General features: G+C 70.1%; 25 protein-coding genes. 20 read left to right on the top strand and 5 right to left on the bottom strand.

The features are described from left to right. Nucleotides 1–49: 49 nt before the first annotated feature. Together QM720_RS13855 and QM720_RS13850 are read left to right on the top strand one after the other, a co-directional pair. Nucleotides 50–292: a CopG family transcriptional regulator gene (locus QM720_RS13855; protein ID WP_415127480.1), complete on the top strand. Its 243-nt coding sequence runs from the start codon at nt 50–52 to the stop codon at nt 290–292. Beyond that, nucleotides 286–633: a type II toxin-antitoxin system PemK/MazF family toxin gene (locus QM720_RS13850; protein ID WP_415127478.1), complete on the top strand. Its 348-nt coding sequence runs from the start codon at nt 286–288 to the stop codon at nt 631–633. Before QM720_RS13855 ends, QM720_RS13850 begins: the two co-directional genes overlap by 7 nt. A 69-nt stretch (nt 634–702) precedes the next feature. Here QM720_RS13850 and QM720_RS13845 read toward each other — a convergent pair whose 3' ends face one another. After that, complete coding sequence (locus QM720_RS13845) at nt 703–1497, bottom strand: IclR family transcriptional regulator (RefSeq protein ID WP_415127476.1); 795 nt, start codon at nt 1495–1497, stop codon at nt 703–705. A 106-nt stretch (nt 1498–1603) separates the two neighbouring features. Here QM720_RS13845 and QM720_RS13840 point away from each other — a divergent pair, with 106 nt between their 5' ends. Genes QM720_RS13840 through QM720_RS13830 form a run of 3 tightly spaced genes read left to right on the top strand, consistent with a single transcriptional unit; the run spans nt 1604 to nt 4204 of the window. Next, nucleotides 1604–2371, top strand: coding sequence for a CoA transferase subunit A (locus QM720_RS13840; protein WP_415127474.1), 768 nt, complete (start codon nt 1604–1606; stop codon nt 2369–2371). Nucleotide 2372: 1 nt separating this feature from the next. Then, on the top strand, nt 2373–3008 hold the full coding sequence (locus tag QM720_RS13835) for a 3-oxoacid CoA-transferase subunit B (RefSeq protein ID WP_415127472.1): 636 nt from the start codon (nt 2373–2375) through the stop codon (nt 3006–3008). An 11-nt stretch (nt 3009–3019) separates the two neighbouring features. Next, nucleotides 3020–4204, top strand: a complete 1185-nt coding sequence (locus QM720_RS13830; RefSeq protein WP_415127470.1) for an acetyl-CoA C-acetyltransferase — start codon at nt 3020–3022, stop codon at nt 4202–4204. Nucleotides 4205–4294: 90 nt separating this feature from the next. Here the strand turns inward: QM720_RS13830 and QM720_RS13825 are convergent, their stop codons facing one another. Both QM720_RS13825 and QM720_RS13820 read right to left on the bottom strand, forming a co-directional pair. Next, the gene (locus tag QM720_RS13825) at nt 4295–5035 is read right to left on the bottom strand and encodes a hypothetical protein (protein ID WP_415127468.1); all 741 of its coding nucleotides are present in this window, start codon (nt 5033–5035) and stop codon (nt 4295–4297) included. Continuing rightward, a complete protein-coding gene (locus QM720_RS13820; RefSeq protein WP_415127466.1) occupies nt 5029–5547 on the bottom strand; it encodes a hypothetical protein in 519 nt (172 codons plus the stop codon). The genes QM720_RS13825 and QM720_RS13820 overlap by 7 nt, the downstream gene beginning before the upstream one ends. 205 nt (nt 5548–5752) lie before the next feature. Here QM720_RS13820 and QM720_RS13815 point away from each other — a divergent pair, with 205 nt between their 5' ends. The 3 genes from QM720_RS13815 (at nt 5753) to QM720_RS13805 (ending at nt 6974) form a co-directional block, all read left to right on the top strand. Further along, complete coding sequence (locus tag QM720_RS13815; protein WP_415127464.1) at nt 5753–5899, top strand: hypothetical protein; 147 nt, start codon at nt 5753–5755, stop codon at nt 5897–5899. After that, nucleotides 5896–6294 (top strand): PIN domain-containing protein, encoded by a 399-nt coding sequence (locus tag QM720_RS13810; RefSeq protein ID WP_415127462.1) that lies wholly within the window; start codon nt 5896–5898, stop codon nt 6292–6294. The genes QM720_RS13815 and QM720_RS13810 overlap by 4 nt, the downstream gene beginning before the upstream one ends. 173 nt (nt 6295–6467) lie before the next feature. Further along, nucleotides 6468–6974 carry a hypothetical protein gene (locus tag QM720_RS13805; protein WP_415127460.1) on the top strand — a complete coding sequence of 169 codons (507 nt, stop codon included), beginning with the start codon at nt 6468–6470 and terminating at the stop codon, nt 6972–6974. Between the two features lie 103 nt (nt 6975–7077). Here the strand turns inward: QM720_RS13805 and QM720_RS13800 are convergent, their stop codons facing one another. Then, entirely contained in the window at nt 7078–7275 is a 198-nt protein-coding gene (locus QM720_RS13800; protein WP_415127458.1) for a hypothetical protein, read from the bottom strand. 32 nt (nt 7276–7307) lie between these two features. Here QM720_RS13800 and ilvD point away from each other — a divergent pair, with 32 nt between their 5' ends. From ilvD to serA, 7 genes are all read left to right on the top strand, one after another. After that, entirely contained in the window at nt 7308–9014 is a 1707-nt protein-coding gene (gene ilvD, locus QM720_RS13795) for a dihydroxy-acid dehydratase (RefSeq protein ID WP_415127456.1), read from the top strand. Between the two features lie 56 nt (nt 9015–9070). Next, nucleotides 9071–10873: an acetolactate synthase large subunit gene (locus QM720_RS13790; RefSeq protein ID WP_415127454.1), complete on the top strand. Its 1803-nt coding sequence runs from the start codon at nt 9071–9073 to the stop codon at nt 10871–10873. 3 nt (nt 10874–10876) lie between these two features. Then, the gene (gene ilvN, locus QM720_RS13785; RefSeq protein ID WP_415127452.1) at nt 10877–11386 is read left to right on the top strand and encodes an acetolactate synthase small subunit; all 510 of its coding nucleotides are present in this window, start codon (nt 10877–10879) and stop codon (nt 11384–11386) included. A 33-nt stretch (nt 11387–11419) separates the two neighbouring features. Further along, a complete protein-coding gene (gene ilvC, locus QM720_RS13780) occupies nt 11420–12445 on the top strand; it encodes a ketol-acid reductoisomerase (RefSeq protein WP_415127450.1) in 1026 nt (341 codons plus the stop codon). Between the two features lie 122 nt (nt 12446–12567). Further along, complete coding sequence (locus tag QM720_RS13775; RefSeq protein ID WP_415127448.1) at nt 12568–13068, top strand: DNA polymerase III subunit gamma/tau; 501 nt, start codon at nt 12568–12570, stop codon at nt 13066–13068. Then, complete coding sequence (locus QM720_RS13770) at nt 13065–13415, top strand: bacitracin resistance protein (protein ID WP_415127446.1); 351 nt, start codon at nt 13065–13067, stop codon at nt 13413–13415. Before QM720_RS13775 ends, QM720_RS13770 begins: the two co-directional genes overlap by 4 nt. A 169-nt stretch (nt 13416–13584) precedes the next feature. After that, nucleotides 13585–15189 carry a phosphoglycerate dehydrogenase gene (gene serA / locus QM720_RS13765; protein WP_415127444.1) on the top strand — a complete coding sequence of 535 codons (1605 nt, stop codon included), beginning with the start codon at nt 13585–13587 and terminating at the stop codon, nt 15187–15189. 154 nt (nt 15190–15343) lie between these two features. Here the strand turns inward: serA and QM720_RS13760 are convergent, their stop codons facing one another. Then, entirely contained in the window at nt 15344–15886 is a 543-nt protein-coding gene (locus tag QM720_RS13760) for a TetR/AcrR family transcriptional regulator (RefSeq protein WP_415127442.1), read from the bottom strand. Nucleotides 15887–15917: 31 nt separating this feature from the next. Between QM720_RS13760 and QM720_RS13755 the strand changes: the two genes are divergently transcribed. The 5 genes from QM720_RS13755 (at nt 15918) to QM720_RS13735 (ending at nt 21839) form a co-directional block, all read left to right on the top strand. Then, entirely contained in the window at nt 15918–17498 is a 1581-nt protein-coding gene (locus QM720_RS13755; protein WP_415127440.1) for an MFS transporter, read from the top strand. Continuing rightward, nucleotides 17461–18513: a 3-isopropylmalate dehydrogenase gene (locus QM720_RS13750; protein WP_415127438.1), complete on the top strand. Its 1053-nt coding sequence runs from the start codon at nt 17461–17463 to the stop codon at nt 18511–18513. The genes QM720_RS13755 and QM720_RS13750 overlap by 38 nt, the downstream gene beginning before the upstream one ends. Nucleotides 18514–18543: 30 nt before the next feature. Next, on the top strand, nt 18544–19641 hold the full coding sequence (locus QM720_RS13745) for a branched-chain amino acid aminotransferase (RefSeq protein WP_415127436.1): 1098 nt from the start codon (nt 18544–18546) through the stop codon (nt 19639–19641). Between the two features lie 205 nt (nt 19642–19846). After that, nucleotides 19847–20614 (top strand): fumarylacetoacetate hydrolase family protein, encoded by a 768-nt coding sequence (locus tag QM720_RS13740; RefSeq protein WP_415127434.1) that lies wholly within the window; start codon nt 19847–19849, stop codon nt 20612–20614. Next, nucleotides 20607–21839, top strand: a complete 1233-nt coding sequence (locus QM720_RS13735) for an MFS transporter (protein ID WP_415127432.1) — start codon at nt 20607–20609, stop codon at nt 21837–21839. Before QM720_RS13740 ends, QM720_RS13735 begins: the two co-directional genes overlap by 8 nt. Nucleotides 21840–21907: the final 68 nt, after the last annotated feature.

The following is a 21907-nucleotide window of genomic DNA, read 5'->3' as shown; positions in this document are numbered from 1 at the left end:
CGCGGAACGTACCCGTACGGACGGCGGTATGACTGGTTATACTGAGCACATGAAGACCGCGATTTCACTTCCGGATGGTGACTTCGAGCGCTTCGAACGCGTCGCGACGTCACATGGCATGAACCGCTCGGAGTTCTACCGGCTCGCCGCCGAGCGCTTTGCAGATCAGCTGGAGGGCGGCTCGGAACTCACGGCAGTCGCCAACGCCGTGCTCGCGCGTGCGGGGCAACCGGCCGACGATCTGTTCGTCCGCGAATCAGAACGCGTTCAGCAAGCGGGTACCCGGTGGTGATCGCTCGCGGCGACGCCGTGTGGGTCGACTTCGGCTCACCGCGAGGCTCCGAACCCGCGAAGATTCGCCCGGCGATCGTCGTGCAAGCCGACTGGCTGCTGGCTTCCAACCTCAACACCGTCGTCGTGGTGCCGCTGACCTCCAACACATCGCACGAGGCGTTCCCGGGCAATGTGCGCTTGCCCGTCGAAGCGACCGGGCTCGACAAAGACTCGGTCGCGATCGTCGCCCAGGTCGGGCCAGTCAGCCGCGAGTACATCGAGCCATTCCCGATCGGCCGCGTGCCAACCTATCTGCTCGCCGAAATCGACAACGGCATCCGCCGCTCGCTCGGGCTCTGACGCCATCGATATTCAAGGGACGGATGCCCCCGCGGCACGCGGCATCGCCGGTTCGCGGCGTTCTCTCAGCTAGCCGCGCGTGCCCGCGGCGACCCGCGTCGTGAGCTGGTGCGCGTGCGCCATGAGGGTGCGGCCCAGTTCGGGAATGCGCTCGGGCGCGAAGCGGAACTCGACGCCGGTCAGGCTCAGCGCCCACTGCGGGTGCCCCTGGCGGTCGAACACGGCGGCGCCCATGCCGTAGCTGCCCTCGACGATGAGGCCGGGGTTCACGGCGTAGCCGCGCGACTGGGTGTCGGCCAGCCGCGTGCGCAGCCGTCGCTCTGCGTGCGGCGCACCCCACGCCTGCGGCAGTTCCGGGTGGCGCTCGAAGTAGGCGTCCACATCGTGAGGCGGTAGGAACGACAGGATCGCGAGCCCTGCCGAGGCCACGCCGAGGGGGAACCGCACGCCCTCGGCGAGCACGAACGACCGGATCGGGAAGGCGCCTTCGTCGCGCAGCAGGCACACCGTCTCGTCGCCGCGGCGCACCGAGAGGAACGCGCTTTCCTCGGTGCGCACGGCCAGCGAGCGCACGATGTCGCGGGCGATCGCGGTGATGTCGTAGCGGGATGCCGCCACCGAGCCCATGAGGAACAGTTCGGGCCCCGGCATCCATCGCCCCGTGCGGTCGTCCTGGTCGACGAGCCCCTCGTGGCGCAGCGCCGTCAGGAGGCGATGCGTCGTGGGGCGGGTGAGCTCGGCGCGGCGGGCGAGGTCGGCGACGCCGAGCCCCTCGTCGCCGGCGCTCGTGATGAGCCGCAGCAGCGCCGCGGCGCGCGCGATCGACTGGGCTCCCGGCACCGACCGCGAACGCTGCACGTCCATGATGTGGACACTAGACGCGGATTGCTCCACATCGCAAGCGTCGGGGATGCGGGTGAGCCGACTCCCGCGCAGGATGGAGGCAGGACGCAGCACGAGGGAGTGACACGTGATCGACAAGACGTACCCGTCGGCCGCCGCAGCGGTGGCCGACATCCCCGACGGCGCCGCGCTCGCCGTCGGCGGGTTCGGGCTCTCGGGCAACCCGATCGCCCTGATCGAGGCGCTGCTGGCACAGGGCACGCGGGATCTGAGCATCGTGAGCAACAACTGCGGCGTCGACGACTGGGGCCTCGGGGTGCTGCTGAACGCGAAGCGCATTCGCAAGATGACCTCGTCGTACGTGGGCGAGAACAAGGAGTTCGAGCGGCAGTTCCTCTCCGGCGAGCTCGAGCTCGAGCTCACCCCGCAGGGCACGCTCGCCGAGAAGCTGCGGGCCGGGGGATCGGGCATCGCGGCGTTCTACACGCAGACCGGCGTCGGCACCCAGGTCGCGGGCGGCGGGCTGCCGCGACGGTACGCCGCCGACGGCAGCATCGCGGTCGCCTCGCCCCGCAAGGACACCCGCACATTCGCCCCCGACGGCACCGCGCGCGAGTACGTGCTGGAAGAGGCCATCGTCACCGACTTCGCCCTCGTCCACGCCCTCCGCGGCGACCGCCACGGCAACCTCGTCTTCAACAAGGCGGCCCGCAACTTCAACCCGCTCGCCGCCATGGCGGGCAGGGTCTGCATCGCACAGGTCGAAGAACTCGTCGAACCGGGCGAGCTCGACCCCGACGGCGTGCATCTGCCCGGCGTCTACGTGCACCGCATCATCGAGGTCGGCACCGGCATCGACAAGCGCATCGAGCGCCGCACCGTGAAGGAGGCCTGACATGGCACTCTCTCGCACCGAGATGGCGGCCCGCGCCGCCGCCGAGCTGACCGACGGCTCGTACGTCAACCTCGGCATCGGCCTGCCGACGCTCGTGCCGAACTACGTGCCCGAGGGCGTCACGGTCGTGCTGCAGTCCGAGAACGGCATCCTCGGCGTCGGCCCGTACCCGACCGAGGACGCCGTCGACCCCGACCTCATCAACGCCGGCAAAGAGACCGTCACCGTCCTTCCCGGCTCGGCGTTCTTCGATTCGGCGACGAGTTTCGGCATGATCCGCGGCGGCAAGATCGACGCGGCGATCCTCGGGGCGATGCAGGTGTCGGCCGCCGGAGACCTCGCCAACTGGATGATCCCCGGCAAGATGGTCAAGGGCCCCGGCGGGGCGATGGACCTCGTCCACGGCGCCGAGCGCGTCATCGTGCTCATGGAGCACGTCGCGAAAGACGGCACCGCGAAGATCGTGGGCGAATGCTCGCTGCCGCTGACCGGCCGCGGCGTCGTCGATCGCATCATCACCGACCTCGCCGTCATCGACGTGACGGATGCCGGGCTCGTGCTCGTCGAGACCGCGCCCGGTGTCACGGTGGACGAGGTCGTCGCCGCGACCGAGCCCGCACTGATCATCCCCGCCTGAAGGAGAACACCATGGGCACCGACGACATCGTCATCGTGGCGGCCGCGCGCACGCCGCAGGGCCGGCTGAAGGGCCAGCTGGCATCGTTCACCGCGCCGCAGCTGGGCGGGTTCGCGATCGCGGGCGCCGTCGCCCAGGGTGGCATCCCCGCGGATGCCGTCGATGCCGTCATCATGGGCCAGGTGCTGCCCGCGGGCTCCGGCCAGAACCCGGCCCGCCAAGCGTCGATCGCCGCGGGCCTGGGGTGGGACGTGCCGGCATCCTCGGTCAACAAGGTGTGCCTGTCGGGCCTGTCGGCCATCATCGACGCGAAACGGATGATCGCCTCGGGCGACGCGACCGTCGTCGTGGCCGGCGGCATGGAGTCGATGACCCGCGCGCCGCACCTGCTGATGGGCTCGCGCGAGGGCTGGACGTACGGGTCGGTCGAGGTGCTCGATCACATGGCCTACGACGGCCTGACCGACGCCTACGACCGCGAGAGCATGGGCGCCTCGACCGAGCGGCTCAATCCGACGTATGAGGTCACGCGCGAAGCGCAAGACCGCGTCGCGGCGCTGTCGCACCAGCGCGCCGCCGCCGCGCAGGATGCCGGCGTCTTCGACGCCGAGATCGTCGCCGTCGAGGTGCCCCAGCGCAGGGGGGAACCGGTCCGGGTGACCCGCGACGAGGGTGTGCGCCCCGACACGACGGAGGAGTCGCTCGCGGGGCTCCGCCCCGCGTTCGCGAAAGACGGGACGCTCACGGCCGGCAACGCGTCGCAGATCTCCGACGGCGCCGCCGCCGTCGTGCTCACGACGCGCGCGCACGCCGACGAGAACGGCTGGCCGGTGCTGGCCGCCGTCGGCGCGGCCGGTCAGGTCGCCGGCCCCGACAACTCGCTGCACGCGCAGCCGGCGCGGGCGATCGCGCAGGCGCTGGGGCGGGCGGGGCTCGCGGCATCCGATCTCGATCTCGTCGAGATCAACGAGGCGTTCGGCGCCGTCGTATCCCGTTCGCAGACGGAGTTGGGCCTGTCGGAGGACGTCGTCAACATCCACGGCGGCGGCATCGCGATCGGGCACCCGATCGGTGCGTCCGGCGCGAGGCTCGTCGTGCACGCCGTGCACGAGCTCGTCCGCCGCGGCTCCGGCACGGCGGCCGTGGGACTGTGCGGTGGCGGCGGCCAGGGCGAGGCGCTGATCGTCACCCGCTGATGACGCTGGTGTCTCGTGACACCCGCCTGTCGGCGTGACCTGCAAGGCGGAGTCGGCCCGTCGAGTGCGACGAGCCATATGGCGGTGCGGTCAGCAGCCTGGGCCGGTGGGGTTTTCCAGGCAGGTGAGGTCGACCAGTGCGGTGCGGACTTCGACCACGTGGATGGGGCTTGTCGTGGTCGGGATCTCGAGTAGTCCGGGGACGTTGATCCAGCCGGTGCCGAAGTTCACCTGTGCGGAGTAGCGGACGATCGCCGACGCGGTGTACGTGCCGCGCGCGGCATATGCGTGGCCGGTGGCGGTGGCGCTGAATTGGGGGAGTCCGAGCTGTTCCCAGGTGCGGCCGCCGCCGCTGGTTTCGCGGGTGGTGCCGTCGCCGTAGTCCCAGACGATGGATGCGGGGGTGAATCGCACCGTGACGGGCAGGTCGAACAGTTCGCCGGTGGTTTCTTGGACGGTGGCGTCGACGACGAAGTTGACGGGCATGCCGACGACGCCGAACCCGCCGGGTTCGCCGGTGATGGTGAGGGCTGCGGGGGCGAACGAGGCGACGTCGGTGAGTTTGGGGAAGACGGACGCGAGCAGCGGGGTGCAGCCGTACCGCAGCGGTTCGGCCGCGCACTCCTCATCGGATGGACGTTGGAACGTGTCGGTCTGGTCCGACGTGTCGGTGTCGGTGTCGCCGTCAGACCCGCCGCCCGGCTGCGTCTGCGTGATGTCGACCGTCGTACCCGTGTTCGTGACCGAGCACAGCCCAGCATTGACGACGTCAATTGAGCATCCCGATTGGAGTGGCGCCAGCGCCATCAGGAGTAGAACTGCAGTCAGCATGACCCGTCACCGTCCGGATCGGATCGAAGAATCAGTGGTTGTGGAACTGCATAGACGACTTCGACGCGCAGTAAGAATGTCTCAGCCCGGTCTGTTGGCGTCACATCGGCACCGTGTGAATCGAGCACTCTAGTCTGCGAGGAATCAACGCATACGGCGAGGGTGGCGCTGGACTGAGAGGCTGCAATCCGTTCAATGGATTTCGCCTCAGTGGCCCCGACAATGTGCCGGCCCGCATCTTCGAGTAGACCGGCGCCATCGATGCTGTCTTGCAAAGCGGATCCGGACAAGAAGTCGTTGGGCGCAGGTTGTGAGTCAGCGTCGGTTCGGCGCGCATTTACCGCATCCACGTACGCGCGATACGTCGCCTCGGCGGCGGCGAACGCCTCCTCCTCCGATGCGAAGCCGGTCGGGGTGGGGGTCGGTGCGGGCTCCGGCGCGCATCCGGCGAGCAGGGCGCACAGCGCCGCGGCGGCGAGGATCGCCGCCGTGCCCCGCATCCGTCGCGTCATGCCTCCACGGTAGCCGCGGCATCCCGCGCCCGCTGAGGTTATCCACAGGCCGGATTCTGATGCTCGGGAACTCCCACCGTCGTGAGTCAGGTGGTACTGTGGGGTAGTGGATACCACTCATGTAGCCGTGTTGGGAGACCGGGGACGGCTCGTCATACCCGCGCCGCTCAGAGAGAGCCAGCATTGGGAGCAGGGCACGCCACTCGTGTTCATCGAAACCGAGAGCGGAGTCGTCGTCGCGTCGCGGGCGCAGGCGCGCGCCATCGTGAAGCAGCGGCTTGCCGGTGCGCACCTGGTGGACGAGCTGCTCGCCGATCGGCGAGCAGCGGCCCGTCGCGAGGACGCCGCGTGAGTGTCGTTGTCGACGCGTCGGCGGTGCTGGCATTCCTCCGGGACGAGCCGGGTGCGGAGCGGGTCGAAGTCGCCCTCGACGATGGCGCGGTGATCGGTGCAGCGAATTGGTCGGAGGTCGCCCAGAAGGTGCGTTTGCACGGGGATGGCTGGCCGGTGTCGCGCGCCCTGCTGGAGAGCTACGGGCTCGTGATCGAGCCTGTCACGCGCGCCGACGCGGAACATGCTGCCGCCACATGGCGAGCGGGATCCGGCCTATCGCTCGCTGACCGCTTGTGCCTTGCGCTCGGCACACGCCTCGGCGCAACGGTGCTCACCGCTGATACGGCCTGGGGTGGCGAAGCGCCGATCGAACAGATCCGCCCGGCGGGCGGCGACCTCGGCGCGCGGCGCTGATCGCCCACACGTCGGCGAGCAGTTCGTACGTCATACCGGCGTCGGCACGCCGACGGCGGAAGATGCCGCGGCGCCGGGCGGCGCGCAGCACGAGATGCCGTACGTTCTTTACCGGAACTTGTACTCAGTCGCAGCCCTTGCGACGGTTCCGTGAGCCCCGAAAGGATCACCATATGAACCGCCACTTCGCCGCCGTCACGATCGCCGCCGTCGCCATGTTCGGCGTGACCGCGTGCTCAGGCACGTCCGGCAACGCGTCCGACGCCGTATCCGCGACCCCGACGAGCCCGACGGCGGAGACGTCTGCGCCGGCCACGGACGGCGACTCCGGCGATGCGAGCGGGGAGCAGTCGGTGACCGATGCCTGCCTGGAGATCGCCGCACCGCTTCAGGAAGCCTCGGAGACGATGGCCGGTCTGGCAACAGCGGCGACCGACCCGCAGTCTGCCGTCGACGCATGGACCGCTCTGGTCGACGCGTTCAGCACGGTCGAGGCTTCGGCGACCAACACCGAGGTCAAGGCCGCCGTCAGCGCGGTGCTCGGAGACATCACGACCATGCGAGACGCGATCTCGAAGATCTACCTCGACGGTGACACCAGCGCGGTGACCGATCTGACCTCGGCCACGACCGACTTCCAGGACTCGTACACGGCCCTCACCACTCTCTGCGCGCAGTGACCGACAGGACGCCGCACGGTGGGTTCCGCCACCGTGCGGCGTCCTCGTGTCTGCGCGACCTCTGGGAGTTCGTCGCGGGATGCCCGATTGCCGGCGCGAGTTCCTACTCGCTGAGCGAGCCGCGCTCGTTGCGGCGCACGTCGACGATCGCACCGATCGCGAACGCGAACGTGATGCCCCAGCTCACCCACAGCAGCGCCTGCCGCCAGGTGAGCGGCACGCCGCCGCGCGTCTCACGCAGCAGGGCCAGCCCGCTCGTCACGGCGGTGATGATCCCGGTCCCGAACAGGTACTTGCGCATGCCACCACGTTAGTCGGGAATAGACTTTCAGAATGCCGGGCAGCGCTCCCTCCATCGACTTCAAACCTCGCAGCCGCGTCGTCACCGACGGCATCGAGGCCACGACGTCGCGCGGCATGCTCCGCGCCGTCGGCATGGGCGACGCCGACTGGGACAAGCCGCAGATCGGCATCGCGTCCAGTTGGAACGAGATCACCCCCTGCAACCTCAGCCTCGACCGGCTCGCGCAGGGCGCCAAGGAGGGCGTGCACTCCGGCGGGGGCTACCCGCTGCAGTTCGGCACGATCTCGGTCTCCGACGGCATCTCGATGGGCCACGAGGGCATGCACTTCTCGCTCGTGAGCCGCGAGGTCATCGCCGACTCGGTCGAGACCGTGGTCATGGCCGAGCGCCTCGACGGCACGGTGCTGCTCGCGGGCTGCGACAAGTCCATTCCCGGGATGCTGATGGCCTCTGCCCGGCTCGACCTGTCGAGCGTGTTCCTCTACGCCGGATCGATCGCTCCCGGCTGGGTCAAGCTCAGCGACGGCACGACGAAGGAGATCACGATCGTCGACTCCTTCGAGGGCGTCGGCGCGTGCCTGGCCGGCCGCATGACCGAAGCCGACCTCAAGCGCATCGAGTGCTCGTTCGCGCCCGGTGAGGGCGCGTGCGGCGGCATGTACACGGCGAACACGATGGCCTCGGTCGCCGAGGCGCTGGGCCTGAGCCTGCCCGGTTCGGCGGCGCCGCCGTCGGCCGACCGCCGCCGCGACTACTACGCGCACCGCTCCGGCGAGGCCGTCGTGAACCTGCTGCGTCAGGGCATCACGACTCGCGACATCCTCACCCCCGAGGCGTTCGAGAACGCGATCGCGCTCGCGATGGCGCTCGGCGGCTCGACCAACGTCGTGCTGCACCTGCTCGCGATCGCCCGCGAGGCAGAGGTCGAGCTGAACCTGCACGACTTCAACCGCATCGGCGACAAGGTGCCGCATGTGGCCGACATGAAGCCGTTCGGCAAGTACGTCATGAACGACGTCGACAAGCACGGCGGCATCCCGGTCATCATGAAGGCCATGCTCGACGAGGGTCTGCTGCACGGCGACGCGCTCACCGTCACCGGAAAGACGCTCGCCGAGAACCTGCGCGAACTCGACCCCGACCCGGTCGACGGCGAAGTCATCCACCGCTTCGACGACCCGATCCACGCCGTCGGTGGACTCACGATCCTGCACGGCTCGGTCGCGCCCGAGGGGGCCGTCGTCAAGTCGGCCGGGTTCGACGCCGACGTGTTCGAGGGGCCGGCGCGCGTGTTCGAGCGTGAGCGCGGCGCGCTCGACGCGCTGACCCGGGGCGAGATCGCCGCCGGCGACGTCGTCGTCATCCGCTACGAGGGTCCCAAGGGTGGTCCCGGGATGCGCGAGATGCTCGCCATCACGGCAGCCATCAAGGGCGCCGGCCTCGGAAAAGATGTACTACTGTTGACTGACGGCAGATTCTCGGGCGGCACAACCGGCCTGTGCATCGGCCACATAGCACCCGAAGCGGTGGACGCTGGTCCCATCGCCTTCGTGCGCGATGGTGATCTGATACGGGTCGATATCGCAGCTCGCACTCTCGATCTACTCGTCGACGAGGCTGAGCTGGACTCCCGCCGCATCGGCTGGGAACCGCTTCCCCCGCGCTACACCCGTGGCGTCCTGGCCAAGTACTCGAAGCTCGTGCGCTCCGCCGCAGAGGGCGCGACGACGGGCTGAGGCGAAGCCGCCTTCACCGGCATCCGACTCCACGCATCCGACATCTGAGGTCTGCCATGTCCTTCGACACTGCTCCCGCCGTGCCGCGGCCACCCGCGCGCACGGCCTCCGCCCCGACCCTGTCCGGCGCACAGGCCGTCGTCCGCTCGCTCGAGCTGCTCGGCGTCACCGACGTGTTCGGCCTGCCCGGCGGCGCGATCCTCCCCGTCTACGACCCGCTCATGGACTCGACGGCGCTGCGCCACATCCTCGTGCGCCACGAACAGGGCGCCGGGCATGCCGCCGAGGGCTACGCGGCGGCATCCGGCAAGGTCGGCGTCGCGATCGCGACGAGCGGCCCCGGCGCGACGAACCTCGTCACCGCGATCGCCGACGCCTACATGGACTCGGTGCCGATCGTCGCGATCACCGGCCAGGTGTTCTCGACGCTCATGGGCACCGACGCGTTCCAGGAGGCCGACATCGTCGGCATCACGATGCCGATCACGAAGCACTCGATCCTCGTGAAGGATGCCGCGGAGATCCCCGGCGCCATCGCTGCGGCGTTCGAGATCGCCTCGACCGGCCGCCCCGGCCCCGTGCTCGTGGACATCACAAAGGATGCGCAGCAGGCCGAGGTGCCGTTCGTCTGGCCGCCGAAGGTCGACCTGCCGGGGTACCGGCCGGTGACGAAGGCGCACGGCAAGCAGATCCAGGCGGCGGCGCAACTGCTCGCCGAGGCGCGCAAGCCCGTGCTGTACGTCGGCGGCGGTGTCGTGCGAGCGCGGGCGGCGGCAGAGCTGCGCACCCTCGCCGAGACCACGGGTGCGCCGGTCGTGACGACGCTCATGGCCCGCGGCGCCTTCCCCGACTCGCACCCGCAGCACCTCGGGATGCCGGGGATGCACGGCACGGTGCCGGCCGTTCTCGCCCTGCAGGAGTCCGACCTCATCGTCGCCCTCGGCGCACGGTTCGACGACCGCGTCACCGGCAAGGCCGCGCTGTTCGCACCGCACGCGCAGGTCGTGCACGTCGACATCGACCCGGCCGAGATCTCCAAGATCCGCACCGCCGACGTGCCGATCGTGGGCGACGTGCGCGACGTGCTCGTCGACCTCGACGCCGCCTTCCGGGGCGCCGCGGATGGCACGAAGCCCGACATCGCGCAGTGGTGGTCGTACCTCGACGGCCTGCGCGAGGAGTTCCCCCTCGGGTACGCGCCCACCAGCGACGGCCTGATGTCGCCGCAGTACGTCATCTCGCGCATCGGCGAGCTGACCGGCCCCGAGGGCGTGTACGTCGCGGGCGTCGGCCAGCACCAGATGTGGGCGGCGCAGTTCGTGAAGTACGAGCGCCCGAACGCGTGGCTCAACTCCGGCGGCGCCGGCACGATGGGCTACTCGGTGCCGGCCGCGATGGGGGCGAAGGTCGCCCAGCCCGAGCGCCCGGTGTGGGCGATCGACGGCGACGGATGCTTCCAGATGACCAACCAGGAGCTCGCCACCTGCGTCATCAACGACATCCCGATCAAGGTCGCGATCATCAACAACTCGAGCCTCGGCATGGTGCGCCAGTGGCAGACGCTGTTCTACGACGGCCGCTACTCGCACACCGACCTCAACACGGGCCACGACACCGTGCGCGTCCCCGACTTCGTCAAGCTCGCCGAGGCGTACGGATGCCTCGCGATCCGCGTCGAGAAGGAAGAAGACGTGGATGCCGCCATCCGGACGGCGCTGGAGACCAACGACCGTCCGGTCGTCATCGACTTCGTCGTCTCGGCCGACGCCATGGTGTGGCCGATGGTGCCGCAGGGCGTGAGCAACAGCTACGTGCAGTACGCGCGCGACCACGCGCCGGCGTTCGAGCAGGAGGACTGAGCCATGAGCAAGCACGTTCTGAGCCTTCTCGTCGAGGACAAGCCGGGCCTGCTGACCCGTGTCGCGGGCCTGTTCGCCCGCCGCGGGTTCAACATCGAGTCGCTCGCCGTGGGCGTCACCGAGGTGCCCGGCCTGTCGCGCATCACGGTCGTCGTCGACGTCGAAGAGCTGCCGCTGGAGCAGGTCACCAAGCAGCTGAACAAGCTCATCAACGTCATCAAGATCGTCGAGCTCGACGCCGCGGCATCCGTCCAGCGCGAGCACATGCTGATCAAGGTGCGCGCCGACAACCAGACGCGCTCCAACGTCATCGAGGTCGTCAACCTGTTCCGTGCCTCGATCGTCGACTACGCCACCGACGCGCTCGTCGTCGAGGTGACCGGCGACCGTGGCAAGATCGAGGCGATCCTGCGGGCGTTCGAGCCGTTCGGCATCAAGGAGCTCGCCCAGTCGGGCCTGCTCGCCATCGGCCGCGGCGGCAAATCCATCACCGAGCGCGTCCTGCGCGGCTGACTTCACGAACCACAACCAAGGAGAAACAACACAATGGCTGAGATCTTCTACGACGCCGACGCCGACCTGTCCATCATCCAGGGCAAGAAGGTCGCGATCGTCGGCTACGGCTCGCAGGGCCACGCTCACGCGCAGAACCTGCGCGACTCGGGCGTGCAGGTCGTCATCGCGCTCAAGGACGGCTCGAAGTCGACCGCGAAGGCCCAGGAGGACGGCTTCGAAGTGCTGTCGGTCGCCGACGCCACCGCGCAGTCGGACCTCATCATGATCCTCGCGCCCGACCAGCACCAGCGCGGCATCTACAACAACGAGATCAAGCCGAACCTGTCGGCGGGCAAGACCCTCGCGTTCGCGCACGGGTTCAACATCCGCTTCGGCTACATCGAGGCCCCCGAGGGCGTCGACGTCATCCTCATCGCGCCGAAGGCGCCGGGTCACACGGTGCGCCGCGAGTTCGTCGCGGGCCGCGGCATCCCCGACATCATCGCCGTCGAGCGCGACGCGTCGGGTCACGCGTGGGACACCGCGCTGTCGTACGCGAAGGCCATCGGCGGCACCCGCGCCGGCGTCATCAAGACGACCTTCACCGAGGAGACCGAGACCGACCTGTTCGGTGAGCAGTCGGTGCTCTGCGGCGGCGTGTCGCAACTGATCCAGTACGGCTTCGAGACCCTCACCGAGGCGGGCTACCAGCCGCAGATCGCCTACTTCGAGGTGCTGCACGAGCTGAAGCTCATCGTCGACCTCATGTGGGAGGGCGGCATCGCCAAGCAGCGCTGGTCGGTCTCGGACACCGCCGAGTACGGCGACTACGTCTCGGGCCCGCGCGTCATCGACCCGCGCGTCAAGGAGAACATGCAGGGCGTGCTCGCCGACATCCAGTCGGGCGCGTTCGCCGCGCGCTTCATCGCCGACCAGGACAACGGCGGGGCGGAGTTCTACGCGCTGCGCGAGAAGGCCGCCCAGCACCCGATCGAAGAGGTCGGCCGCGAGTTGCGCGCCCTGTTCGCCTGGAAGCAGCAGGATGCCGACTACACCGAAGGCTCCGCCGCTCGCTGAGCCCCGGCATCCACAGACCCTCGGCACACCATCCGAGATCGGCTTGCATCAAGCCACCACCAAGGCCCGGTCCCTCACAAGGGGCCGGGCCTTCGGCATGTCGCGGGCGCTACGCTGGGGGTGTGACCACCGACAGCCCCGGCGACAGCGACGCCCTGAGCTGGGACGGTGACGACGACCCGACGCTGCACGCGGGCGCCCGCCCGGCGCCCGAGCCCGTGGCGCTGCCACAGGGGTTCACCGCCGTGGGGAAGGGCGCCGACGAGGTCGGGCGCATCGAGGTCGACGGCACCGTGACCATGCCGGGGGAGCCCGCGCCGGTCAGCAACACGATGCTGGTCGTGTTCGGCGTCGTGGCGGGAGCCTATGCGCTGTTCACGATCGGCGGGATCATCGGCGGGCTGCGCCTGGAGGGCATCGCACAGTTCCTGGTCAGCCCGATCGGCTACCGCTTCGCGTTCTGGCTCGCGGTCGCGGCCCCCGCGCTCTGGTTCGGCACGGTGTTCCTGCTGACCCGGGCCTCGAAGGCGTGGCTGCGCGTCGTCTGGCTCGTCGCCGGACTCGCGCTGCTGGTGCCGTGGCCGTTCATGATGATCGGTGCGGCGGGGCAGGTGGGGCTGTGAGCGCGCCGGCATCCGTCGCGCGGGACCGTCCGCGCACCCGCACCGGGGTCGTCGCGACGACCGCGGCGCTGTTCGGATTGTTCTACGCGTACGCCGTGTGGAACGCCGTCGACTTCCTCGTGTCGCAGGCGTCGGGGACGCTCACGCTCAACGGCTACGGCTGGTTCGTGCTGCTGTTGGCCGTCGTCTTCCCGCTCATCGCGTTCGGCGCGGCGTTCGCTATCGGCTGGCGCCGCCGCTGGTGGGAGTTCGCGCTCGTGCTGCTGACGGGCCTGGCCGTCGTCGCGGTGTTCTGGCTCGACATCGTCGCCTACAGCGCCGTCGCCGGCGCGTCGATGCTGGGATGACGCCGGCGGGCGACGCGGAGGGGCGTCGCGGTCCGTCACGCGGTCAAGGCGTGCTGCCTCGGGCCGGTAGGCTGGTCGGTGCCTGGCCCCGGCGCTGTGCGGCCCGGCATCCCACCCTCTTGCTCTCGCGAAACGCTTCCGCGAACAGATGTCCCGAAGGTCTGCCGCTGTGTCAAAACCCGTCGTCCTCATCGCCGAAGAACTCTCTCCCGCCACGATCGACGCCCTCGGGCCCGACTTCGACATCCGCAGCGTCGACGGCACCGACCGGGCCGCGCTCCTGGCCGCGATCGCCGACGCGCAGGCGATTCTCGTCCGCTCCGCGACGCAGGTGGATGCCGAGGCCATCGCCGCGGCGCCCCTGCTGAAGGTCGTGGCGCGCGCCGGCGTGGGCCTGGACAACGTCGACATCAAGGCCGCGACGGCGGCCGGCGTCATGGTCGTGAACGCCCCGACGTCGAACATCATCTCCGCCGCCGAGCTCACCGTCGGCCACATCCTGAGCCTCGCGCGCCACATCCCCGCCGCGCACGCGTCGCTGGCCGCCGGCGCGTGGAAGCGCAGCTCGTTCACCGGCACCGAGCTGTTCGAGAAGACGGTCGGCATCGTCGGCCTCGGCCGCATCGGCGGGCTCATCGCGGCGCGCCTGCAGGCGTTCGGCGTCAACGTCGTCGCCTACGATCCCTACGTCACCCCGGCGCGCGCGCAGCAGCTCGGCGTCACGCTGCTGGGCCTGGACGACCTGCTCGCGCAGAGCGACTTTGTCACGATCCACATGCCGAAGACCCCGGAGACCACCGGGATGATCTCCACCGCGCAGTTCGCGCTCATGAAGCCGACCGCCTCCGTCGTCAACGTCGCCCGCGGCGGCCTCGTCGACGAGGAGGCGCTGTACACGGCCCTGACCACCGGCGAGATCGCCGGTGCGGGCCTGGACGTGTTCACGAGCGAGCCGCCGAAGCCCGAGGGCACGGCCTTCGCGCTGCTGAGCCTGCCGAACGTCATCGTGACGCCGCACCTGGGCGCCTCGACCGACGAGGCGCAGGAGAAGGCGGGGGTCTCGGTCGCCCGGTCGGTCAAGCTCGCGCTCGAAGGCGACCTCGTCCCGGATGCCGTCAACGTCGCCGGCGGCGTCATCGACCCGTTCGTGCGTCCCGGCATCGCCCTCGTCGAAAAGCTCGGGCAGGTGTTCACGGGTCTTGCCGCCAGCGCCCTGACGAGCCTCGACATCGAGGTGCGCGGCGAGCTCGCCGCCTACGACGTGAGCGTGTACCGGCTCGCGGCGCTGAAGGGCATCTTCACGAACATCATCAGCGAGAACGTGTCGTACGTGAACGCGCCGCTGTTCGCCGAGCAGCGCGGCATCGAGACGCGCCTCATCGTCGAGGCCGACAGCCCGCTGTACCGCAACATCACGATCCTGCGCGGCACGCTGTCGGACGGCTCGGTGCTGACCGTGGCCGGAACGCTCGCGGGCACCCGCATGGTGCCGAAGATCGTCGGCATCAACGGGTACGAGATCGAGGTGCCGATCGAGACGCACCACATCGTCATGCGCTACGCCGACCGCCCCGGCATCGTCGCGATCTACGGACAGAAGCTGGGGGATGCCGGCATCAACATCGCCGGCCTGTTCGTCGCCCACCCCGATGCCAGCGGCCGCGCCCTGTCGGTGCTGACCGTCGACTCGGCCGTGCCCGACGCGATCCTCGACGAGATGCGCGCCGCCGTCGGCGCCGACCTCTTCCGTCGCCTGGAGATCACGGAGGAGTGATGCCGCGGCCGCTGCCGCGCTCACGAACTCCGCAGATCGTCGCAAACTCCGCAGGATTTTGCCCGATTCCTGCGGAGTTCGCGACATTCTGCGGAGTTACGGGGCGGCCGGCCACGCGCCCGGGCGGCGACTGCGCGGCGGGCCTGTGGGGCGATCAGCGGGCGGAGCGCTCGACCAGCGCCACGAGCGCGTCCAGCGCGGGTCCGCGGGGGACCGTGCCGCCGGCGCCGGCGGCGTTGAGCGCGTTGTTGAAGTAGAGGCCGTCGCTCACGAGCAGCACGAGGTCGAGAGCGGCCTCGTCGCGCACGTGCGGGCGCAGCTCGTCTTCCCAGCGGGCGCGCACCCGGCGCAGGGCATCGACGGCGCCCGCGTGCCCGCTCTGGGCCAGGCGCGACGCGGAGATCAGCGCGCGATCCAGCGCGTTGCCGTCCATGACCGAGGTGCGCACGAAGTACGCGACGGCGCCCTCGGATGCCGTGGCCATCGCCGCCACGTCGGCCTCTGCCAGGGCGTCCAGACGCTCCAGGAGTGCCTGTTCGAGGGCGTCCTTCGAGGCGAAGTGGTAGAGCAGGCCGCCCTTGGACACGCCCGCGGCGCGGGCGGCGGCATCCATCGTCGCGGCGCGTTCGCCGTCCTCGACGAGCAGGCGCTCGAACGCGTCGAGCACGCTCTCACGGGCGTGCGGTGGTCGGCTCATAGTGTTACTATACCGGCTGGACGGTATAGAAATGATGACCCTGACACAAGAGATCCGCAACGCAGACCGACTCGCCCAGAAGGTGGGCTGGCGGGGGTGGGCGGCGCTCGTCGTGCTCATGCTGCCCGTGCTGCTCGTGTCGGTGGACAACACGGTGCTGAGCTTCGCCCTGCCCGACATCGCACTGAGCCTGCAGCCGACGAGCACGCAGCAGCTGTGGATCATCGACGCCTACCCGCTCGTGCTCGCGGGGCTGCTCGTCACGATGGGCACCCTCGGAGACCGCTTCGGCAGGCGACGGATGCTGCTGATCGGGGCAACGGGCTTCGCCGCCGTCTCGGTGCTCGCCGCCTTCGCGCCCACCGCCGGGTGGCTCATCGTCGCACGCGCCGCGATGGGCGTGTTCGGTGCCATGCTCATGCCCGCGACCCTGTCGCTGCTGCGCAGCATCTTCACCGACCGCGACCAGCGGCGCCTCGCCATCGCGGTGTGGGCGGCGGCGTTCTCGGCGGGTTCTGCGCTGGGCCCCATCGTCGGCGGACTGCTGCTGGAGTACTTCTCGTGGGGCTCGGTGTTCCTCCTCTCGGTGCCCGTGCTCGTACCGCTGCTGATCCTCGCGCCGCTGCTCGTGCCGGAGAGCCGCGACCCGAACCCCGGCCGCATCGACCCGGTCAGCATCGCACTGTCGATGCTGACGCTCGTGCCGGTCGTCTACGCCATCAAGGAGATGGCGGTCGAGGGCTTCGCCGCCGGCCCGCTGGTGCTGCTGGCCGCGGGCCTGGGCTTCGGGGTCGTCTTCGTGCGCCGCCAGCTCGCGGCGCAGGTGCCGATGCTCGACATGCGCCTGTTCCGGCGCGGCATGTTCAGCGGCGCGCTGCTCGTGAACCTGCTGAGCGTCGTCGCGCTCGTCGGCTTCCTCTACTTCGTTTCGCAGCACCTGCAGCTGGTCGTCGGCCTGTCGCCGATGCAGGCGGGGTTCGCGCTCGTGCCGGGCATGCTCGCGATGATCGTCGCGGGGCTCGGCGTCGTGCCGGTCTCGCGCCGCGTCTCGCCGCGCATCGTGGTCCCGGCGGCTCTCGCGCTCTCGGTGACCGCGTATCTGCTCGTCCCGGCAGCCGCGACCGACCTGACGCTGCTGGTCGCCGCGTTCGCCCTGCTCGGGGTCGGCATCGGCGCCGCCGAGACCGTGTCGAACGAGCTGATCCTCGCCTCCGCCCCGCCGGCGAAGGCGGGTGCGGCCAGCGCCGTCTCCGAGACGGCGTACGAGGTCGGCGCGGTGCTCGGCACGTCGCTGCTGGGCGGCATCCTGACGGCGGCGTACCGGGGCGGCATCGAACTGCCTGCCGGTCTCGCGCACGACGCCGCCGAGGCCGCCCGCGAGACCCTCGCCGGGGCGATGACCGTCGCCGACACGCTGGATGCCGCCACCGCCGCCGTGCTGCGGGATGCCGCCGCGCACGCCTTCGACGCGGGCGTGACGATCACGGCGCTCATCGGCGCGGGCCTCGTCGCGATCGCGGCGGTGATCGCTGCCACTACGCTGGGAAGAACCCCCACACCCAGCGAGGAGCACTATGTCGCGCGTCGTCAAGCTGGCCGTCATCCCGGGTGACGGCATCGGCCCCGAGGTCATCGCCGAGGCGGAGAAGGTGCTCGACGCCGTGACCGCGGCATCCGAGGTGGTCTTCGACAAGACGCGCTTCTCGCTCGGCGCCGGGCGCTACCTCGACACCGGCGACACCCTCTCGGACGACGACCTCGCCGCCATCGCGGCGCACGATGCGATCCTGCTCGGCGCGGTCGGCGGCATGCCCGGCGACCCGCGCCTGAAGGACGCGAACATCGAGCGCGGGCTGCTGCTGAGGCTGCGTTTCGCCCTCGACCACTACGTCAACCTGCGCCCCTCGAAGCTGTACGACGGCGCCCCGGGCCCGCTCGCCGACCCCGGCGTAGTGGACTTCGTCGTCGTGCGCGAAGGCACCGAGGGGCCGTACGTCGGCAACGGCGGCTCGATCCGCGTCGGCACCCCGCACGAGATCGCCAACGAGACCTCGGTCAACACGGCATACGGGGTCGAGCGTGTCGTGCGGTACGCGTTCGCGCAGGCGCAGCGCCGCCGGGGCAAGCTCACGCTCGTGCACAAGACGAACGTGCTCGTCAACGCCGGCGGGCTGTGGAAGCGCATCGTGGATGCCGTGGCCGCCGAACACCCCGACGTGGCCGTAGACTATCTGCACGTCGACGCGGCCACCATCTTCCTGGTCACGAACCCGGGCCGTTTCGACGTGATCGTCACCGACAACCTCTTCGGTGACATCCTCACCGACTTGGCCGGCGCCGTCACCGGAGGCATCGGCCTCGCCGCTTCGGGAAACATCAACCCCGACGGCGCGTTTCCCTCGATGTTCGAGCCCGTGCACGGCTCGGCGCCGGACATCGCGGGCCAGCAGAAGGCCGACCCCACGGCCGCGATCCTGTCGATCGCCCTCATGCTCGACCACCTCGGGCTGGGCGATGAGGCGGCGCGCATCACCCGCGCCGTCGAAGCCGACATCGCGGCGCGGGATGCCGGCATCCGTACCACCGCGCAGATCGGCGACGCCATCGCCGCGGCCGTCCGGGCGTAGCCTGGACCCACTTGACTCACAGGAGTTCGCATGAGCCTCACGACCGACACCGACCTCGCCCCGCTCGAGTTCGCCGTCACCCGCAACCTCGCCGCCAAGACCGCCGCAGAGCGTGACGCGCTGCTGGCCGACCCGGCCTTCGGCACGACCTTCACCGACCACATGGTCGACATCTGCTGGTCGACGGGCGGCGGCTGGCACCGCCCCCGCGTGCAGCCGTACGGCCCGATCTCGCTCGACCCGGCCGCGGCGGTCCTGCACTACGGTCAGGAGATCTTCGAGGGCATCAAGGCCTATCGGCACGCCGACGGCTCGGTGTGGACGTTCCGTCCCGACGAGAACGCCAAGCGCCTGCAGCGTTCGGCGCGCCGGCTCGCGTTGCCGGAGCTGCCGGTGGAGTACTTCATCCAGTCGCTGCGCGAGCTTATCGCCGTCGATGGCGCGTGGGTGCCCTCGGGTGAGGATCAGAGCCTGTACCTGCGGCCCTTCATGTTCGCCAAGGAGGCGTTCCTGGGTGTGCGTTCCGCGCACAAGGTCGCCTACTACCTCATCGCCTCGCCGGTCGGTGCGTACTTCAAGAGCGGTGCGAAGCCCGTCTCGATCTGGCTGAGCGAGGACTTCGCGCGCGCCGGCAAGGGCGGCACCGGGGCGGCCAAGACCGGCGGCAACTACGCGGCGAGCCTGCTGCCGCAGGCGCAGGCCTACGAGCAGGGCTGCGATCAGGTCGTCTTCCTGGATGCCGCCGGCAACGTCGAGGAGCTCGGCGGCATGAACATCGTGTTCGTGTACCGGGACGGCACTCTCGTCACCCCGGCATCCGAGTCGATCCTCGAGGGAATCACCCGCAACTCGCTGCTGCAGCTGGCCGAGGACCGCGGGCTGAAGGTCGAGCGCCGTGCCGTCTCGCTGCAGGAGTGGCGCGACGGCGTCGCGTCGGGCGACATCGTCGAGGTGTTCGCGTGCGGCACCGCCGCCGTCGTCGGCCCGATCGGTGTGCTGAAGGGCCACGACTTCGAGGACGTGCAGCCCCTCGGCGACGTCGCGCTGTCGCTGCGGCAGGAACTGACCGACATCCAGTACGGCCGCCGCGAAGACCGCCACGGCTGGCTCGTGCGCCTCGACGCCTGACCGGCGTCGCGCTGCGCGCCGACCGCCCGCGCTCAACGGCCGGGCCGCCCGCGTTTCGGGTGTCGCGAAAAACGGATAAACCGCGAAAAACGGATGCCGTCAGCCCGCCGCGTCCGTTTTTCACGACATTTCCGTTTTTCGCGACGGGGTCGACGGGGGCCGGATGGCCGACGTCGTCACGCTCAGCACGCCATAGGCTGAACGGGTGAGGATCGCGCGCTTCAGCTACCAGGACAGCATCCGGTTCGGCATCGTCGACGAGGGCGAGCTGGTCGTCCTCGCGGGCGATCCGCTGTTCGCCGGCTTCGAGACGACGGGCGAGCGCGTGCCGCTCGGCGAGGTCGCGCTGCTCGCGCCGGTCATCCCGCGGTCGAAGATCGTGTGCATCGCGCGCAACTACCGCGACCACGCCGCCGAGCTCGGCAACGAGGTGCCCGAGCAGCCGATGGTGTTCCTCAAGCCCAACACGTCGGTCATCGGCCCCGGCGACGTCATCGTGCGCCCGCGGCAGTCGCAGCGCACCGACTACGAGGGCGAGCTGGCCGCCGTCATCGGCCGCGTCGCGAAGAACGTCTCGGTCGACGACGCGCTCGACTACGTCTTCGGCTACACGATCGGCAACGACGTCACCGCCCGCGATCTGCAGAAGACCGACGTGCAGTGGTCGCGGGCGAAGGGGTTCGACACGTTCTGCCCGCTCGGGCCGGCGATCGAGACCGAGTTCGCGCCGGCATCCGACGTGCGCATCGTCACCCGCGTCAACGGCGAGGTGCGCCAGGACGGCACGCTCGGCGACATGGTGTTCTCGGTGGCCGAGATCATCTCGTTCGCCTCGGAGGCGTTCACGCTGCTGCCCGGCGACGTGATCCTCGCCGGCACTCCGGCCGGCATCGGCCCGTTCGTGGCGGGGGATGCCGTCGAGGTCGAGATCACCGGGCTCGGGACGCTGCGAAACACCGTGCGCGATGTCTGAGGCCGCGGCGATCGACACGCCCGCGCGGGTCACCGGCATCCAGCGTCGCACCGTCCGCGTCCTGTCCGCGGGCCAGGTGCTCGGTGGCATCGCGTTCGGCGCGACGGTGTCGCTGGGCGCGCTGCTGGCCGCCGACATCTCCGGGCAGGACGCGCTGTCGGGCCTGGCGACGGCGTCGGTGACGCTCGGCGCGTCGCTGTGCGCCATCCCGCTCGCGCGCCTCGCCGCCCGGCGCGGGCGCCGGTTCGCGCTGACGCTGGGGAATCTGCTGGCGCTGGTCGGCATCCCGATCGTCATCCTGGCGGCCGCCGTGCGCGTGTTCCCGCTGCTGATCCTCGGCGTCATCCTCATCGGCATGGGCAACGCCGGCAACCTGCAGTCGCGATTCGCCGCGACCGACCTCGCCACGAGCGAGCGCCGCGCCCGCGACCTCGGCACGGTCGTGTGGGCGACGACGATCGGCGGCGTGCTCGGCCCGCTCATGCTCACGCCGGGCGAGGCCGTCGGACACGCACTCGGGATGCCGCCCCTCACCGGCGCGTACGCGTTCTCGGTCGTCGCGCAGCTGTGCGCGCTGATCCTGTACCTCATCGCGCTGCGACCCGACCCGCTGCTGACGGCCCAGCAGCTCGCGCGCAGCGGGGAGGCGAGGCGCGAGCACATCGTCGAGACCGACCGGCCCGTCGCGGCGCGCTACGCGATGTTCGCCGTCACCGGATCGCACGTCGTCATGGCGGCAGTCATGGCGATGACTCCGGTGCACCTGAAGCATCTCGCGCCCGACCACGTCACCGTCATCGTGGGCGTGACGATCGCGCTGCATGTGTTCGGGATGTACGGGTTCTCGCCGCTGTTCGGCGTGCTCGCCGACCGGTGGGGACGCATCGCGACGGTGCTGCTCGGGCAGGGGATTCTCGTCGCGTCGCTGCTGACCGCCGCCCTCGCGCCGGACGATCAGTGGGCGGTGCTGGTGGCGCTGTTCCTGCTCGGCCTCGGCTGGAGCGCCGCGACGGTGTCGGGCGCGGCGCTGCTCACCGAGAGCACGCTGCCGGCCATGCGGCCGCGGCGGCAGGGGATCAGCGACACCATCATGACCTTCAGCGCCGCCATGGGCGCCGTCCTCGCGGGCGTCGTGCTGAGCTGGATCGGCTACGGCGGCCTGGCGCTCATCGCCCTCGTGGTCGTCGTCGCGGTGGTCGTGTTGTCGCCGTATGCGCGCAGGTAGACGGCCCTGCGACTGGGCGCATCGGCTCGCGCTGTCGATTCCGGCTCGCGCTGTCGAAACTTCAGCAG

The organism is Microbacterium sp., assembly GCF_047602155.1.
Classification (GTDB): Bacteria; Actinomycetota; Actinomycetes; order Actinomycetales; family Microbacteriaceae; genus Microbacterium.
The sequence above is the reverse complement of the archived record's forward strand: the minus strand, read 5'-3'. Positions and strand labels throughout refer to the sequence as shown.